11 protein-coding genes are annotated in these 15873 nt (G+C 72.3%); 6 read left to right on the forward strand and 5 right to left on the reverse strand.

The features are described 5' to 3' along the window. The first annotated feature begins 17 nt into the window (after positions 1–17). Positions 18–782 (forward strand): alpha/beta fold hydrolase, encoded by a 765-nt coding sequence (locus BMW88_RS20660; protein ID WP_089952997.1) that lies wholly within the window; start codon positions 18–20, stop codon positions 780–782. On the opposite strand, the gene recD2 is transcribed toward BMW88_RS20660, so the two are convergent. Then, complete coding sequence (gene recD2 / locus BMW88_RS20665) at positions 764–2941, reverse strand: SF1B family DNA helicase RecD2 (RefSeq protein WP_089952999.1); 2178 nt, start codon at positions 2939–2941, stop codon at positions 764–766. The genes BMW88_RS20660 and recD2 overlap by 19 nt on opposite strands. A gap of 116 nt (positions 2942–3057) precedes the next feature. On the opposite strand from recD2, the gene BMW88_RS20670 reads away from it, so the two are divergent. From BMW88_RS20670 to BMW88_RS20690, 5 genes are all read left to right on the forward strand, one after another. Beyond that, positions 3058–3747, forward strand: a complete 690-nt coding sequence (locus BMW88_RS20670; RefSeq protein ID WP_089953001.1) for a response regulator transcription factor — start codon at positions 3058–3060, stop codon at positions 3745–3747. A gap of 23 nt (positions 3748–3770) precedes the next feature. Beyond that, entirely contained in the window at positions 3771–4742 is a 972-nt protein-coding gene (locus tag BMW88_RS20675) for a HAMP domain-containing sensor histidine kinase (protein WP_089953220.1), read from the forward strand. Positions 4743–4813: 71 nt separating this feature from the next. After that, complete coding sequence (locus tag BMW88_RS20680; RefSeq protein WP_089953003.1) at positions 4814–6985, forward strand: DUF4153 domain-containing protein; 2172 nt, start codon at positions 4814–4816, stop codon at positions 6983–6985. Positions 6986–7085: 100 nt separating this feature from the next. Continuing rightward, positions 7086–10823 (forward strand): Pls/PosA family non-ribosomal peptide synthetase, encoded by a 3738-nt coding sequence (locus tag BMW88_RS20685; protein ID WP_089953005.1) that lies wholly within the window; start codon positions 7086–7088, stop codon positions 10821–10823. Continuing rightward, the gene (locus BMW88_RS20690) at positions 10820–12019 is read left to right on the forward strand and encodes a M1 family metallopeptidase (protein WP_089953222.1); all 1200 of its coding nucleotides are present in this window, start codon (positions 10820–10822) and stop codon (positions 12017–12019) included. The genes BMW88_RS20685 and BMW88_RS20690 overlap by 4 nt, the downstream gene beginning before the upstream one ends. Positions 12020–12030: 11 nt before the next feature. Here BMW88_RS20690 and BMW88_RS20695 read toward each other — a convergent pair whose 3' ends face one another. Genes BMW88_RS20695 through BMW88_RS20710 form a run of 4 tightly spaced genes read right to left on the reverse strand, consistent with a single transcriptional unit; the run spans position 12031 to position 15839 of the window. Beyond that, on the reverse strand, positions 12031–12660 hold the full coding sequence (locus BMW88_RS20695) for an NUDIX hydrolase (RefSeq protein ID WP_089953006.1): 630 nt from the start codon (positions 12658–12660) through the stop codon (positions 12031–12033). Next, positions 12611–13843: an adenylosuccinate synthetase gene (locus BMW88_RS20700; protein WP_177221214.1), complete on the reverse strand. Its 1233-nt coding sequence runs from the start codon at positions 13841–13843 to the stop codon at positions 12611–12613. Before BMW88_RS20700 ends, BMW88_RS20695 begins: the two co-directional genes overlap by 50 nt. 2 nt (positions 13844–13845) lie before the next feature. Then, positions 13846–14832 (reverse strand): hypothetical protein, encoded by a 987-nt coding sequence (locus BMW88_RS20705; RefSeq protein ID WP_245777936.1) that lies wholly within the window; start codon positions 14830–14832, stop codon positions 13846–13848. After that, positions 14829–15839: a serine/threonine-protein kinase gene (locus BMW88_RS20710; protein WP_089953010.1), complete on the reverse strand. Its 1011-nt coding sequence runs from the start codon at positions 15837–15839 to the stop codon at positions 14829–14831. The genes BMW88_RS20705 and BMW88_RS20710 overlap by 4 nt, the downstream gene beginning before the upstream one ends. Positions 15840–15873 lie beyond the last annotated feature (34 nt).

Consider the following 15873-nt stretch of genomic DNA (forward strand, 5'->3'; position numbering starts at 1 on the left):
AAACCCGGGGGTCCCCCATGTCCGGCCTGTCCACCGTCGTCAAGGGCACCGGCCCGGCCCTGCTCCTCGTGCACGGCGCGGGCGGCAGCATCCAGGCCAACTACGGCCCGGTCCTCGGGACCCTCACCCAGCACTTCACCGTCATCGCACCGGACCTGCCGGGATCGGGCGGCTCCCCGAAGGCCGCGGGAGCGCTCGACCTGGACAAGCTCGCCGACGACCTCGTCGACATCGCCGTGCGGGCCGGGCACGAGTCGTTCTTCGTGTCCGGCTACTCGATGGGCTGCGCGGTCGCCGTCACGGCGGCGGTGCGGCACCCCGACCGGGTGCGCGGGCTGGTGCTGAGCACCCCGTTCGCCAAGATCGACGCCGCGACCAAGGCGAAGATCGACGAGTGGAAGTCGCTGCTGGACGGGTCGCGCGCGGTGCTGTCGCGGTTCATCCTGTCGGTGATGTGCAGCAAGGAGTACCTGGCCAGGCTGACCCCGGCGCAGGCGGAGGGCTTCGCCGAGCTGATCGGCGCGAGCGTGCCGACCGGCTCCCCCGCGCACGTCGACCTGATCCTGAAGATCGACCTGACCGGCCTGCTGCCGCGGGTCACCCAGCCGACGCTGGTGATCGGCGCGTCCGGCGACCAGCTCCTGTCCCGCGAGCTGGGCAAGGAGGTCTCGGACCTCATCCCCGGCTCGAAGTACACCGACATCGCGTGCGGCCACGCCATCGCGCTGGAGGCGGCGATGCCGTGGTCCCGGCTGATCACGGACTACCTGACGTCCATCTGAGCGGTGCGGAGGCGGTGGGCCAGCGCCGTGTGGCGGCGGCCCGCCCCCACCGTCCGGACGGCCTGGCCGATGGCCCGTTTGCTGCCGACGAGGACGACGAGCTTCTTCGCGCGCGTGACGGCGGTGTAGAGCAGGTTGCGCTGCAACATCATCCACGCGCTGGTCGTGATCGGGATGACCACGCACGGGTACTCGCTGCCCTGTGACCGGTGGATGGTCATGGCGTAGGCGTGGCTCAGCTCGTCCAGCTCGGAGAACTCGTAGTCGACCTCTTCGTCCTCGTCGGTGCGGATCGTGAGCTTCTGCTCGACGGGGTCGAGTGCGATGACGATGCCGAGGGTGCCGTTGAAGACGCCGTTGCGGCCCTTGTCGTAGTTGTTGCGGATCTGCGTGACCTTGTCGCCGACCTTGAACACCCTGCCGCCGAACCGCTTCTCCGGCAGGTTGTCGCGCGACGGGGTGAGCGCTTCCTGGAGGACGGTGTTCAGCGCGCCGGCGCCCGCCGGGCCGCGGTGCATCGGGGCGAGGACCTGGATGTCCTTGCGCGGGTCGAGCCCGAACCTGCGCGGGATGCGGTTCGCGACCACATCGACCGTCGTCGTCGCGGCCTCCTCCGCTTCGTCGGTGCTGAAGAGGAAGAAGTCCGGAAGTCCCTGCACCAGCGGGTAGTCGCCGCTGTTGATGCGGTGGGCGTTCGTGACCACCCCGGACTCCTGCGCCTGCCGGAAGATGTGCGTGAGGCGGACGTTCGGGATCGGGCTGCCCTGCGCCAGCACGTCCCTGAGCACCTCGCCCGCGCCGACCGACGGGAGCTGGTCGACGTCGCCGACGAGCAGGAGGTGGGCGCCGGGCGGGACGGCCTTCACGAGCTTGTTGGCGAGCAGCAGGTCCAGCATCGACGCCTCGTCGACGACCACCAGGTCGGCGTCGAGCGGGTGGTCGCGGTCGTACGCCGCGTCGCCGCCGGGCCGCAGCTCCAGCAGCCGGTGCACGGTGCGGGCCTCGTGCCCGGTCAGCTCGGTGAGGCGCTTGGCCGCCCGTCCGGTGGGCGCGGCGAGGACGATCTTGGCGCCCTTGGCCTGGGCCAGCCGGACGATCGAGCGGACGGTGAAGCTCTTGCCGCAGCCGGGGCCGCCGGTCAGCACCGCGACCTTCCGCGTCAGCGCGAGCCGCACGGCCTCGGCCTGGTGCTGCTCCAGGTCCGTGCCGAGCCAGGCGAACGCCTTGTCCCAGTCGACGGACGCGAAGGCCGGCATGCGGTCGGTGTCCGCGTGCAGCAGCCTCTTGAGCTGGGACGCCATCGAGATCTCCGCGCGGTGGAACGGGACCAGGTAGATGGCGACCTCGTCGTCGGGCAGGTCCTCGCGGACCACGCCCTCCTCCTCGACGAGCTCGGCGAGGCAGTCGATGACCAGGCCGGTGTCGACCTGGAGGATCTTGACGGCCTCCGCGATCAGGGCCTGTTCCGGCAGGTAGCAGTTGCCGTCGGTGGTGGCCTCGGACAGCGTGAACTGCAGACCGGCCTTGACCCGCTGCGGGCTGTCGTGGGGGATGCCGACGGCCTTCGCGATCAGGTCCGCGGTCTTGAAGCCGATGCCCCAGACGTCGCTCGCCAGCCGGTACGGCTCCTCCTTCACGACCTCGATGGCCTTGTCCGCGTACTGCTTGTAGATGCGGACGGCGAGGCTCGTGGAGACGCCGACGCCCTGGAGGAAGACCATGACCTCCTTGATGGCCTTCTGCTCCTCCCAGGCGTCCGCGATGAGCTTGGTCCGCTTCGGGCCGAGCTTCGGGACCTCGACCAGGCGCTCGGGCGTGTGCTCGATGACGTCCAGCGCGTCGACGCCGAAGTGCGTGACGATCCTGTCCGCGAGCACCGGGCCGATGCCCTTGATCAACCCGGAGCCGAGGTAGCGGCGGATGCCCTGGATCGTGGCGGGCAGCACCGTCGTGTAGTCGTCGACGTGGAACTGCTTGCCGTACTGCGGGTGCGAGCCCCAGTGGCCGCGCATGCGGATAGACTCGCCGGGCTGCGCGCCGAGCAGCGCGCCGACGACCGTGACCAGGTCGCCGCGGCCGGTGTCGACCTTGGCGACGGTGTAGCCGTTGTCCTCGTTGGCGTAGGTGATCCTCTCCAGGACCGCTTCGAGGACGTTCATGCCCCGAACCTACATCGGCCCGTTCCCGGTCCGCGCCGGACGACCGCGCGGCTTCTGCACACGATCTTCACAACTTGTCCCGGCGTCCTCCACGACATGCCCATAAAGTCGCCGTCATGACAGGTCAGCGCCGGGTCCTCGTAGTGGAGGACGACATCACGATCGCCGAGTCCGTCGCCGCGCGGCTGCGGGCGGAGGGCTTCGTGGTGTCGGTGGCCCACGACGGGCCGTCCGGGGTCGCCCAGGCCGCTTCGTTCCTGCCCGACCTGGTGGTCCTGGACGTGATGCTGCCGGGGTTCGACGGCCTCGAGGTGTGCCGGCGGATCCAGGCGTCGCGGTCGGTGCCGGTGCTGATGCTGACCGCGCGGGGGGACGAGACCGATCTGCTGGTCGGCCTCGCCGTGGGAGCCGACGACTACCTGACCAAGCCGTTCTCGATGCGCGAGCTGGCGGCACGGGTGCACGTGCTGCTGCGGCGGGTCTCGCGGGCCGCGTCGTCGCGGTCGCTGGAGCTCGGCGACCTGGTGATCGACCTGGCCTCGCGCCGGGTGTCGCGCTCGGGCACCGAGGCGCACCTGACGCCGACCGAGTACGACCTGCTGGTGTTCCTGGCCGAGCGCCCGTCCGCCGTGCAGTCGCGGGAGCGGTTGCTGGCGCAGGCGTGCGGGTGGCACGAGGGGGCCTCGTCGCGGACGGTCGACAGCCACGTGAAGGCGCTGCGGCGCAAGCTCGGGGCCGACCTGATCCGGACCGTGCACGGGGTGGGGTACGCGCTGGAGGTCCCGCGCGAGGAGGTGTCCCCGTGAAGCGGGTGCTGGAGCTGCTCGACATGCTCCCGCGCCCGCTGGACTCGGTGCGGTCGATCAAGCTCAAGCTCGGCATCGTCATCGTGGTGTCGGGGTGCGTGTCGTTCGCGTACTTCCGCTACGTCACGGGATGGCTGCCGCCGCGGACCACGTTGATCGCGCTCGTGCTGGGACTGCTGACCTCGCAGCTCCTGGCGCACGGCATGACCTCTCCGCTGCGGGAGATGACCTCGGCGGCGCGGTCCATGGCCTCCGGGGACTACTCGCGGTCGGTCAGGGCCACCTCGTCCGACGAGGTCGGGCAACTGGCGGAGGCGTTCACCGTGATGGCCGCCGACCTCGCCGCCGCCGACCGGCAGCGGCGGGAGCTGATCGCGAACGTCTCGCACGAGCTGCGGACCCCCATCTCGGCCCTGCAGGCCGTGCTGGAGAACGTGGTCGACGGCGTGGCCGCGGCCGACGCGGCGACCATGCGGACCGCGCTGGCCCAGACCGAGCGGCTGGGACGGCTCGTGTCGGAGCTGCTCGACCTGTCGAGGATCGACGCCGGCGTCCTGTCGCTCAACCGGGAGCCGCTGCCGGTGTCCTCGCTGGTCGCCGACGTGGTGGCCGAGGCGGCCGTGGCCGCTCCCGCCGCGTCGTTCTCGATCGACGTCCCCGCGGACCTGACGGTGCTCGCCGACGGGGAACGGCTCCACCAGGTGCTGGTGAACCTGGTGGACAACGCGGCCCGGCACGGACCCACCGGGGGGTTGGTGTCCGTGTCGGGCCGTGCGGCCGGTGACTCGGTCGTGCTGGAGGTGCGCGACGAGGGGCCGGGCATCGCCCTGGCCGACCGGTCGCGGATCTTCGAGAGGTTCACCAGGGGGGAGCGGGCGGGCGGTGGCGGGACGGGACTCGGTCTCGCCATCGCCCGGTGGGTGGTGGACCTGCACGGCGGGACGATCGCCGTCGTGGACCCCGGCTCGTGCATCCGGGTGACCTTGCCCCGCTGACTTCTTCGGTTCGCACTTCTGCTCGGTGTGACGGTGACGCGCGCCCTTTTCCGGCGCCAGGGAGAGAAGAAATGACCGACTCGACTGATTCGACCGACTCGACCGGCCCCGCGGGGGCCTCCTCGCCGGAGGGGACACCGCGGTCGCGGTACCGGCACTTCCGGAAGGTCGGGTACCGGCCGGTGGCGGCGGGCTCGCCGGAGCGTTCGGTGGCGGCTGAGGAGACCTCGGGCGCCTCGGCGGAGAAGGCCGCCGAGGCTGGTGGAGACCGGGAGGGCGCCGAGGGCGCGCGGCTGGCGGACACACCGGCGTCGCGCTCCACGGCCGCGGAGGCCGCGGAGGCCGCGGAGGCCGCGCTGCCCGCGGGTACGACGGCGCCGCGGCAGGTGACCGCAGGGGCCACCGAAGGCCCGCAGCACGCAGACACGACGGCGCCACAGCCCACGACCGCGGAGCCCGCCGAAGCCTCGCGGCCCGCGGGCTCAACGGCGCCGCGCCAGGCGACCGCAGGGGCCGCCGAAGCCCCGCGACCCGCAGAAACAACGGCGCCACAGCCCACGACCGCGGAGCCCGCCGAAGCCCCGCGGCCCGCGGGCTCAACGGCGCCACAGCCCACGGCCGCGGAGCCCACCGGGGCCCCGCGGCCGGTGGGCACACCGGCACCGCAACACGCGACCCCAGAGCCCACCGGACGGCCCGCCGAAGCCCCGCGACCCGCGGGAGTGGCCACCGCGACCCTGCCACCGCCCTCGGCGTGGCAGAGCCAGCCGCGCCACCTCGCCCCGCCGGTGGTCGTGCCGGCCCCCGGCGTCCCGCTCCTGCCCTGGTGGACCCCACCCGCGGCGGGCGCTCCCGGCAAGGTGCTCGTCGCCGGACTCGTGGCGGGGCTCGCGGGGGCCTTCCTCGCCCCGCCCGGCAACGGCGTCGGCTGGTTCCTCGCGGGCCTGGCCGGTGTCGGCGGCGTGCTGGTCGCCACGGGCAGGCCGACCGCCGAGCGGGCGCTGTGGCTGGCCGCGGCCCTCGCGTTCCTCGCGATGGGCTTCCTGCGCGCGGCCGAGTGGATCTTCCCGCTGTGCGTCCTGGCGTCCATCGCGTGCGGCTCGATCGCCGTGGCGGGCGGCAAGACGGTGCGCGGGCTGCTGTTCGGCGTGGTCGGTGTCGGGCTCGCCGGGTTCCGGTCGATCCCGTGGGTGGCGAAGGGTCTCGCCAGGCGCGGGCCGATCGGCGTCCGGCCGTTCGCCTCCGCCGGTGTGGCGCTGGTGCTGCTGGTGGTGTTCGGGTCGTTGCTGGCGGGGGCGGACCAGGCGTTCAACGACTTCCTCGAGGGCCTGGTGCCGGACCTCGAGATCGGCGTGTACGTGCGGATGGGGTTCTACGGAGTGGTCGCGGCGCTGGGCGCGCTGGGGGCGTGCTACCTCGTCGCGGCGCCGGCGACCATCGACGAGGACGCCGAGGTCAAGCCGGGGTCGTTGCGGCTCAAGGACTACGGGCTTCCGGTCGGCGTACTCGTGTTGCTGTTCACCGGGTTCGTGGGGACGCAGCTCGCGGTTCTGTTCGGTGGCGAGGCTTACGTGCTGAGGACGGCGGGTGTCACGTTCGCCGAGTACGCGCGGTCGGGCTTCTGGCAGCTCCTGTGGGTGACGATCCTGACGCTGGGCGTCATCGCGGGCGTGGCGCGGTTCGCGGCGAAGAAGACCGCGCGGGACCAGCTCTGGCTGCGGCTCCTGCTCGGGGCGCTCGCGGTCCTCACCTTGGTGATCGTGGCGAGTGCGTTGAGCCGCATGTGGTTCTACCAGCAGGCGTACGGGTGGACGGTGCTGCGGCTGCTCGTCGCGTCGTGCGAGGTGTGGCTCGCGGTGGTCTACCTGATGGTGATCGCGAGCGGGATCACGTTGCGCGCCAAGTGGTTGCCGAAGGCGATCGTCGGCACCGGGGCGGCGTTCTTCCTCGCCGTGGTGGTGCTGAACCCCGAACGGGTGGTCGCCGACTACAACGTGTCGCGGTTCGAGGCCACGAAGAAGATCGACACGGCTTACCTGGCGCAGCTCTCGGAAGACGCGGTGCCCGCGCTGCTGCGGTTGCCCGAGCCGGAACGGTCGTGCGCCTTGCAGTGGGTGCGGAACCGCACGTTCGAACAGGACTGGCGGGAGTTCAACCTGGCGCGCCACAACGCCAGGAGGTCACTCGAAGGTGTCCCGGTGACTGGGCTCACCTGTGAGTCGTCCTACTTCGGAGAGCGGTAGTCCGTGAAGCGCGGGTAAAGTTGTCGGTCTGCCAGTTGCCGAGAGGGTGAGAAGTGACGCTGTCGTGACCATTGCGGCCGAACCCGTTGTTCTTCGATCGATGTTCACGGCAGGGGGTGCGCCCACCCCGCGCACACTGCTGGACATCCTGCGCGCGAGTGCCGAACAGCACCCGGACGCGCCGGCCGTCGACGACGGCACCACCGCGCTCACGTACCGCGCGCTGATCTCGGAAGTGCTCCAGCTCAAGGAGAAGCTCGCCGCCGAAGGTGTCGGGGTCGGCGACCGGGTGGGCGTTCGCGTGCCGTCCGGGACCGCCGACCTCTACGTCTCGATCCTCGCGACCCTCGCGGCGGGCGCGGCCTACGTGCCCGTCGACTTCGAGGACCCCGACGAGCGCGCCGAGCTCGTTTTCGGTGAGGCGCAAGTGAGTGCGGTGCTCGGCGAAGGCCGATCCCTTGCGCTGCACGGCACTCCGCTCGGCGTGCCCGGCGAGCCCGGCCTGGACGACGACGCGTGGATCATCTTCACGTCCGGTTCCACCGGCAAGCCCAAGGGCGTCGCGGTCACGCACCGCAGCGCCGCCGCGTTCGTCGACGCCGAGGCGCGGCTCTTCCTGCCCGACGAGCCGATCGGGCCGGAGGACCGGGTGCTGGCGGGACTCTCCGTCGCGTTCGACGCCTCCTGCGAGGAGATGTGGCTCGCCTGGCGCCACGGCGCCTGCCTGGTGCCCGCGCCGCGCTCGCTGGTGCGCACCGGCATGGACCTGGGGCCGTGGCTGGTCGAGCAGGAGATCACCGTCGTCTCCACCGTCCCGACGCTGGCCGCGCTGTGGCCGGTCGAGGCGCTGGACGACGTGCGGCTGCTGATCTTCGGCGGCGAGGCCTGCCCGCCGGAGCTGGCCGAGCGGCTCGCCGTTCCCGGCCGCGAGGTCTGGAACACCTACGGCCCGACGGAAGCGACCGTCGTCGCCTGCGCCGCGCGGATGACCGGCGACGGTCCCGTGCGCATCGGCCTGCCGCTGGCCGGCTGGGAGCTCGTCGTCGTCGACGCCGGGGGCGAGGTCGTGCCGATGGGCGAGCCCGGCGAACTGGTGATCGGCGGCGTCGGCCTGGCGCGCTACCTGGACGCCGAGAAGGACGCGCAGAAGTACGCGCCGCTGCCCTCGATGGGCTGGGACCGCGCGTACCGCAGCGGTGACGTGGTCCGCGCCGAGCCGGAAGGCCTCGTCTTCCTCGGCCGCGCGGACGAGCAGATCAAGCTCGGCGGGCGGCGCATCGAGCTGGGTGAGGTCGACGCGGCGCTGGCCGCGCTGCCCGGTGTCGCCGGTGCCGCTGCCGCCGTGCGCACGACGCGGGGCGGCAACCAGATCCTCGTCGGCTACGTGGTGGCCGGCGAGGAGTTCGACCAGGAGGCTGCCGTCGAACGGCTGCGGGCCGAGCTGCCCGCCGCGCTGGTGCCGCTGATCGCGGTGGTCGGCACGCTGCCGACGCGCACGTCCGGCAAGGTCGACCGCGCCGCGCTGCCGTGGCCGCTCGAGTCGATGGACACCGCGGGCGTGGTGTTCTCGGGCCTCGAGGGCTGGCTCGCGGAGCAGTGGGCCGCGGTGCTCGGTTCCGGGCCTTCTTCCGAGGACGCGAACTTCTTCTCCTCCGGCGGCAGCTCGCTGGGCGCCGCCCAGCTCGTCTCGATGGTCCGCACGCGCTACCCCAGCACGTCGGTGTCGGACGTCTACCAGAACCCGACGCTGCACGGGCTGGCGCGACGGCTGGAGTCGTACGGCGAGGCCGCCGAGGTGCACGAGGTCGCGCCGACGCCGCGCTGGACCGGCGTGCTCCAGACGTTGCTGATGATCCCGCTGCTGACCGTTGCGGGCGCGCGCTGGGTCGTGGCGCTGACGGCGCTGTCGAACGTGCTGGGCTGGACCTCGGTCTCGTGGTGGTGGGTCGCCGCCGGAGCCGTGGTGTTCCTCAGCCCCGCCGGACGGCTGGCGATCTCCGCCGGCGGCGCGCGGCTGCTGCTGCGGGGCGTGAAGCCCGGCGAGTACCCGCGCGGTGGCTCCGTCCACCTGCGACTGTGGACGGCCGAGTTGCTGGCGCGGATGTCGCGCGCGACCGACCTCTCCGGCTCGTGGGTCACCCACTACGCGCGGGCGCTGGGCGCGAAGATCGGTCCCGGTGTGGACCTGCACTCGCTGCCCCCGGTCACCGGCATGCTGAAGATCGGGCGCGGCGCCGCCGTCGAGCCCGAGGTCGACCTGTCCGGCTGGTGGCTCGACGGGGACCGGCTGCGCATCGGCCGCGTCCGGATCGGCGCCGGTGCGACCGTGGGCGCGCGCAGCACGCTGTTCCCCGGCGCGCGGATCGGCAAGCGGGCCGAGGTGGCGCCCGGTTCGGGTGTCGTGCGGTCCGTGCCGACCGGTCAGCGCTGGGCGGGCGTTCCGGCGACCCGCGAGGGCAAGGCGGCGCGCTCGTTCCCGGCACGCCGCCCGCAGCGCTCGCGCTCCTGGAACCTCATGTACGGCGTCTCGTCCGGCCTGCTGGGCGTGCTGCCGCTGCTGGCGGCGGCTCCGGCCCTGCTGTACGTGCTGCGCCGGCCGGTGACGCTCACGTCGGCGTTGTGGGACGTCCCGGTCGCCTCGGCGATCTGGTTCGGCTCGTACGCGCTGCTGGTGCTGGTCTGCGTGCGGTTGCTGGGCATCGGCCTGCGCGAGGGCCACTACCCCGTGCACAGCCGCGTGGCGTGGCAGGCGTGGACGACCGAGCGGTTGATGAACAACGCGCGCTCGGCGCTGTTCCCGCTGTACGCGTCACTGTTCACGCCGGTGTGGCTGCGGCTGCTCGGCATGAAGGTCGGCCGCCACGTCGAGGCGTCCACCGTGGTCGCGCTGCCGAAGATGACCCGCGTGGACGACGGCGCGTTCCTGGCCGACGACACGATGGTCGCGACCTACGAGCTGGGCGGCGGCTGGCTGCGCATCGCCAACGCGCGGGTGGGCAAGCGGGCGTTCCTGGGCAACTCGGGCATGACCGCGCCCGGCCGCAGCGTGCCGAAGGGCGGGCTCGTCGGCGTGCTGTCGGCGGCTCCGAAGCGGGCCAAGGCCGGGTCGTCGTACCTGGGCATGCCGCCGATGAAGCTGCCGCGGGCGGCCGAGGTGTCCGACCAGTCGCGCACGTTCGCCCCGCCCAGGCACCTGATGTGGGCACGGGCGCTGGTCGAGCTGTGCCGGTTCGTCCCGGTGATGCTGAACGTCGCCCTGGTCGTGCTGGTGCTCTTCGCGCTGAAGGAGTTCGGGCTCCGGTGGTCCGGCGTCGTGCTGCTGGGTGCGGGCGTGGCCGCGTGCCTGGTCGCGGTGATCGCCAAGTGGGTGCTGGTGGGCCGTTTCAAGGTGCGCGAGTACCCGCTGTGGTCGGCGTTCGTGTGGCGCAACGAGCTGGCGGACACGTTCGTCGAGGTGCTCGCGGTGCCGTGGCTCATCGGGTTCTCCGGCGGCACGCCGCTGATGAACCTGTGGCTGCGCTCGCTGGGCGCGTCGGTCGGCCGTGGCGCGTGGTGCGAGTCGTACTGGCTGCCCGAGGCCGACCTCGTGTCTCTGGGCGCCGGAGCGACGGTCAACCGCGGCTGCGTCGTGCAGACGCACCTGTTCCACGACCGGATCCTGCGGATGGACCGCGTGGAGCTGGGCGCCGGTTCCACCCTGGGCCCGCACGGCATCGTGCTGCCCGGCGCGTCCGTCGGCACCCACACCACGATCGGACCCGCCTCGCTGGTCATGCGCGGAGAGGATGTACCGTCGGGAACCCGTTGGCTGGGCAACCCGATCTCCGCGTGGACATGAGCTTCTCCGTACACCATTACGCGCTAGAGCTTGACTACAAGCCGCACTCCGCGCGCCTCTCCGGGCGCGCGGTGCTGCAGGCTTCCTGCGCCTCCCTGAGCTCGTTCTCGCTGTCCTTCGGCCCGTTGCGGATCTCGAAGGTGCTGGTGAACGGCACACCCGCGCGCTACGGGCATTCCGGCGGCGTGCTGAACGTGCGCGCGGCCGTGCGGGGGTCCTTCTCGGTCGAGGTGCGGTACTCGGGCACCCCCGTGCCGGTCTCGACGCCGGAGTGGGGCGACCTCGGCTGGGACCAGCTCACCGACGGCGCGATCGTGGCCTCGCAGCCGATCGGCGCGCCGTCGTGGTTCCCGTGCCTGGACGAACCGCGGTCCAAGGCCTCCTACCACCTGGAGGTCACCGCGCCCACCCCGTACACCGTGGTGTGCAACGGGGTGCTGGTGGACGGCAAGGTCTCCGGCAGCACCACGCGCTGGACGTACTCGATGGCCGCGCCGATGGCGACCTACCTCGCCACCGTCCAGATCGGACAGTACGTCGAGGCGCTGCCGGACGTGTGGGCGCCCGCCCGGTTGCGCCGGGCGGTGGCGCACGACTTCGGGCGCCAGAACCAGATGATCTCGTTGTTCTCGTCGCTGTTCGGGCCCTACCCGTTCGCGAAGTACTCGGTCGTGGTGACCGACGACGCGCTGGACGTCCCCGTCGAGGCCCAGGGGCTGTCGACGTTCGGCGCCAACCACGTCGACGGGCGCAGGGGGTCGGAGCGGCTGGTGGCGCACGAACTGGCGCACCAGTGGTTCGGCAACTCCGTCGGGATCGCGGCCTGGGAGCACATCTGGCTGAACGAGGGCTTCGCCAGCTATGCGGAGTGGTTGTGGTCCGAGGCGTCCGGCGGCCGGTCCGCGGACGCCTGTGCGGCCGGCGCCAGGGACCTGCTGCGGCGGCTGCCGCAGAACATCGTGATCGGACAGCCCGAGCGGGCCGAGTGGTTCGACGACAGGGTGTACAAGCGCGGGGCCCTGGCGGTGCACGCGCTGCGCCGCGAGATGGGCGACGACTCGTTCTTCGCCCTGCTGCGGGAGTGGTGTGCGCGCAACCGGCACGGTGTCGTGACGACCGAGGACTTCCTCGCGCTGGCGGGACATCGCGACCTGCTCACCCGCTGGCTGTTCAAGCCCGAGCTGCCGCAGCGCTAGCCGGTCCGGAGCTAGCCGGTCCACTTCCACACCGACGGCGGACGGCCGCCCTTGGGCAGTGCCGCGGCGTGCTCGCTGGTGCGTTCGAGACCGGGCACCCGGTCCATCGTGCGGCCCAGGTTGGCCGGGTAGGGGCGGTCACCGGTCAGGGACTCGGTCACGTCGAGCGCCTGGGCGGTGGTGAACTCCGGCCCGAGCAGCCCCGCGGTGAACGCCACGTCCCGCCAGAGCTTGTCCGCCAGCAGCGGCCGGCAGTCGGCGACGATCCGGTTGTGGTCGAAGGCGAGCGCGGGCACGTCGTCCAGCCGGCTCCAGACGGCGAGGCCGCCGGTCGGGCGGGCGACCGTGGCCCACAGCGCGACCGACAGCGTCGGGCCGCGCGGGTCGCGCGAGGGCTCGTCGAAGGTGGCGAGCTGACCGGTCGCCGTCACGGACTCCGCGGCGAGGCCCAGTTTCGCGGTGACGGCCCTGGTGCTCGCGTCCCGCAGCCGCTCGCCCCTTCCCAGCAGGACACCGGGGAGCGCCAGCTCGCCCGCGAACGGCTCCAGCGCGCGCGGGGCGACGCCCAGCAGCACCGCGCGCGCGTCCGGGTCAAACCGGAGCACGACCACGTCCACCGACACCAGCGTCGACTCGATCATGCCGTGGATTCTCCCGCACCGCGTAGTCCGCCCTGGACGGGCCCGCCCCGGTCACGAGCACCTCGACGCCGAGCAGATCTTCCAGGTACGCCACGGGATCGGGCAGGTCCTCCAGCACCTGACCGGCGGCGACCTGGAGGCCGTCGGCGTCCAGGTGCGTCACGGCCAGTCCGTCGATGCCGCCGCAGCACCGCACGGCGTAGCGCAGCAGGTCGGCGTCCAGGTGCCCCGCGCGCCACGCGCCCTGGAACTCCCCCGTCCCGTTGTGCGCCTCCGGGAACCGCTCCAGGACGCCCTGGTCCTCCGTCGGCAGCGGACCCGCGCCGTGCCGCGTCTGGTAGGTCCTGGTCACGCCGAGCACACGGGCACTTCGGCCGCCGAGCAGCGCACGGGCGTTGCGCGGGGTCGTGGTGGACCAGGTCGTGTGCGGGTGGAAGCCGTGGGTCTCGTCCAGGAGGACGCCCTGCGCGCCCTCGAAGACGAGCCGTCCGGCGGCGGCGAGCCGCCCCGCCTCGTCCCCGGTCGTGATCCGGACGGCGTCCGCGAACGAGCGGTACAGCTCGACCAGCTCGTCCACGCTCGTGCCGTCGCCGGCCAGCGGCTCGTAGAACCGGGCGAGCACGTCCAGCCGGCGCCTCAGCTCGCGCGGGTCGCGGCAGTCACCGACCCTCGGCGCGGGGCCCGGCTCGCCGAGCACCCGCTGCTCCTCCACCACCTCTCCCCGCCGCGCGCCCCGCTCGCCGAGCAGGCCGTACCAGACGGTCTCGCCGATCCCCTTCCCGCACGACCCGTGCCGGTCGCCGCCCCTGGCCCGCTCCCGCGCCCGGTTCGCGGCCACGTGGAACGGCGTCGTGAGCAGCGCGCCCGCGTCGACCGAGAGCAGCGAGAGCGGGTCGGCGACGCCGATGGCCTCCAGCTCCCGCGACTCGGCCGCCAGCGCGATCGGTTCGACGAGCACGTGCGAGGAGAGCCAGGTCGGCACGCCCGCGAGCGTGCCGGACCCGAACTGGCTGAAGGTGTGGTGCCGGCCGCCGGCCACCACGTTGTGCGCGGCCTGCGCTCCCCCGTTGAACCGCACCACGGCCGACACCGGCCCGTCGGCGCACAGCGCGTCGACCACCGCTCCCTTGCCCTCGTCACCGAACCCCAGCCCGACGACGATGACGTGGTCCTCGTCCGCCATCGTCAGCTCAGCGCCACGTCGTCGGGACCGTCGATGCCCAGCGGGGCGGCCGAGGCGGTCAGCGACCGCGTGCCGACCGCGGCCAGTGCCCTGCCGACGGCCTGGCTCTCGGCGGCCGACCCGACCTCGGCGAGGTCCACCAGGGCCTGGCCGAGGTCCACCACGCTCTCCTCCACACCGATCGTCGCGGCGATCAGCTCGCACACCGCGCCGGGGTCGTCGAGCTTGAGGAAGTTCTGGCCGAGGATCGCCCGCCAGTGCTCACCGATGGCCTCGTCGTGGAAGTACGACGACTGGTTGGGCAGGATGAAGTACACGTGCCACTTGCGGGCGAGCTCGCGGTAGACCGACACCGGGTCGATGTCCTGGGCGATCTCGTCACCGATGACGCGGCGGATGTGCCTGGCCTCCAGCCGCGGCTTGTTCAGCTCGTCGCCGATGATGAACAGGTAGCCCTTCCTGCCGCGCTTCTGCCAGGCGTCGGTGACCACGTGCCGGGCGATGAAGTACGCGGCCAGCTCGTAGGACTCGCTCTTCTGCCCGCCGCCGCCGCCTTCGAGGAAGATGTCCCGCAACTGCTCGTCCATGCGGTTGTCCGACTCGAACTGGCCGACCTGCAACGGGACGCGGTCGCTGTCGGCGTCACCGATGCCGCCGAACATCAGCTGCGGGTCGGTGAGGTACCCCTTGCGCTGCAACAGGCCGTGCAGCTTGCCGAGCTTGCCCTGCATGATCCGCGGTACGCTGCCCATCGACCCGGTCACGTCGAACAGCACCGCGATCGGTGTCGAGTCGGCGTGGTCGGGCGAGTCGCGGCACTCGCGGAACCCCACGCCCAGCGGGTCGAGCGACGGGGCCGCCTTCCAGCTCGCCGCGGGCTGCGCCTTGACCGAGGCGGTGTAGCCGAAGTCCGCGATTCCCTTGGCAGCGCGGAAGGTCTTGGCCGCGGCGTAGGCGTTGTCGTCCCACTTGCCGTGTCCCATCGTCATGCTCCTGTCGTCTTGGGGAGGACGAACGGGCGGAAGACCCGTGCGCCGTAGAGGTCGTCGAGCAGTTCGTCGTACTCGCCCAGCAGGTCGACGGTGTCAGGCCGCCGGGACGGGCGTTCCTGCACGCACCCGCGCGCGAAGGCGATCTGCCGATGTTCGTCGTGCGCCAGCAGGTCGAGCATCAGCGTGTGTGCCATGTGGACGTCCGTCGCGGCGGTGACCGGTTCGCCGGCGAGGACCTCCGGCGGGTAGGTGATGGCGCGGCTGGTCGCGAGGAGCCGCTGTCCCGGCTCGACGGCGAAGGACCAGCCGGCCAGCACGATCCCGTGCTGTTGCGGGTGCACCATGACGTTCTCGGCGGTGACGGCGCCGTGCACCAGACCGGCCTGGTGCGCGCCAGCCAGTGCTTTGAGCAGCCTGCGGTGCATCCACGCGTAGTCGCGGCCGTCCAGCCCCGCGGGGAACGCGCGCCGGACGTCGGCGAGCGTCACGAAGCCGTCCAGCAGGGGATCGAGCACCGTGAAGGCGCGCGAGCCCTTGGCGACCTCGCCCGACGTGTCGAGCAGACGCGGGTAGTAGGGGCGCAGCCAGTGGTGCCGGTCGGTGAAGCGCTCCAACGACCGCAACGCCTGCCATTCGCCGTGCAGCAACGGGTTGAGCCCCGGGTTGCGCACCACCTTGACCACGTGTGGACCGTCCGATTCGTACAGGTTGGCGACGCTGCCCACCGCGAACGGTTCCCCGATGCGGTAGACGCCGGTCCTGGTCCTCATCTCGACGGTCGCGCCGTGGGTCCACTCGTGGTGCAGGCGGGTCAGCACGGCCGACGCCGCGTGTGCTCGCGTGTTGCCCGGTCCGACCACATCGGGGTGCAGGACCGAGGCCAGCGCGCGGTAACGGCGGCGCGCCTCCCTGCGCTTGCCGGGGTCGGCGGTGCGGGGCCCGAAGAGCCCTTCGGCCGTTGCGGCGCGTTCGACCAGCTCCAGCGCCTCCGATGTGGTGAACATGGTTTGAGTCTATGTAACTCAAACCTGGAAGGCA

It is taken from the genome of Lentzea xinjiangensis, from assembly GCF_900110955.1.
Taxonomy (GTDB): domain Bacteria; phylum Actinomycetota; class Actinomycetes; order Mycobacteriales; family Pseudonocardiaceae; genus Lentzea; species Lentzea xinjiangensis.

Coding starts and splice junctions, on each gene's coding strand:
- BMW88_RS20660 (WP_089952997.1), top strand. CDS start 18: ATGTCCGGCCTGTCCACCGTCGTCAAGGGCACCGGCCCGGCCCTGCTC.
- recD2 (WP_089952999.1), bottom strand. CDS start 2,941: ATGAACGTCCTCGAAGCGGTCCTGGAGAGGATCACCTACGCCAACGAG.
- BMW88_RS20670 (WP_089953001.1), top strand. CDS start 3,058: ATGACAGGTCAGCGCCGGGTCCTCGTAGTGGAGGACGACATCACGATC.
- BMW88_RS20675 (WP_089953220.1), top strand. CDS start 3,771: ATGCTCCCGCGCCCGCTGGACTCGGTGCGGTCGATCAAGCTCAAGCTC.
- BMW88_RS20680 (WP_089953003.1), top strand. CDS start 4,814: ATGACCGACTCGACTGATTCGACCGACTCGACCGGCCCCGCGGGGGCC.
- BMW88_RS20685 (WP_089953005.1), top strand. CDS start 7,086: ATGTTCACGGCAGGGGGTGCGCCCACCCCGCGCACACTGCTGGACATC.
- BMW88_RS20690 (WP_089953222.1), top strand. CDS start 10,820: ATGAGCTTCTCCGTACACCATTACGCGCTAGAGCTTGACTACAAGCCG.
- BMW88_RS20695 (WP_089953006.1), bottom strand. CDS start 12,660: ATGATCGAGTCGACGCTGGTGTCGGTGGACGTGGTCGTGCTCCGGTTT.
- BMW88_RS20700 (WP_177221214.1), bottom strand. CDS start 13,843: ATGGCGGACGAGGACCACGTCATCGTCGTCGGGCTGGGGTTCGGTGAC.
- BMW88_RS20705 (WP_245777936.1), bottom strand. CDS start 14,832: ATGACGATGGGACACGGCAAGTGGGACGACAACGCCTACGCCGCGGCC.
- BMW88_RS20710 (WP_089953010.1), bottom strand. CDS start 15,839: ATGTTCACCACATCGGAGGCGCTGGAGCTGGTCGAACGCGCCGCAACG.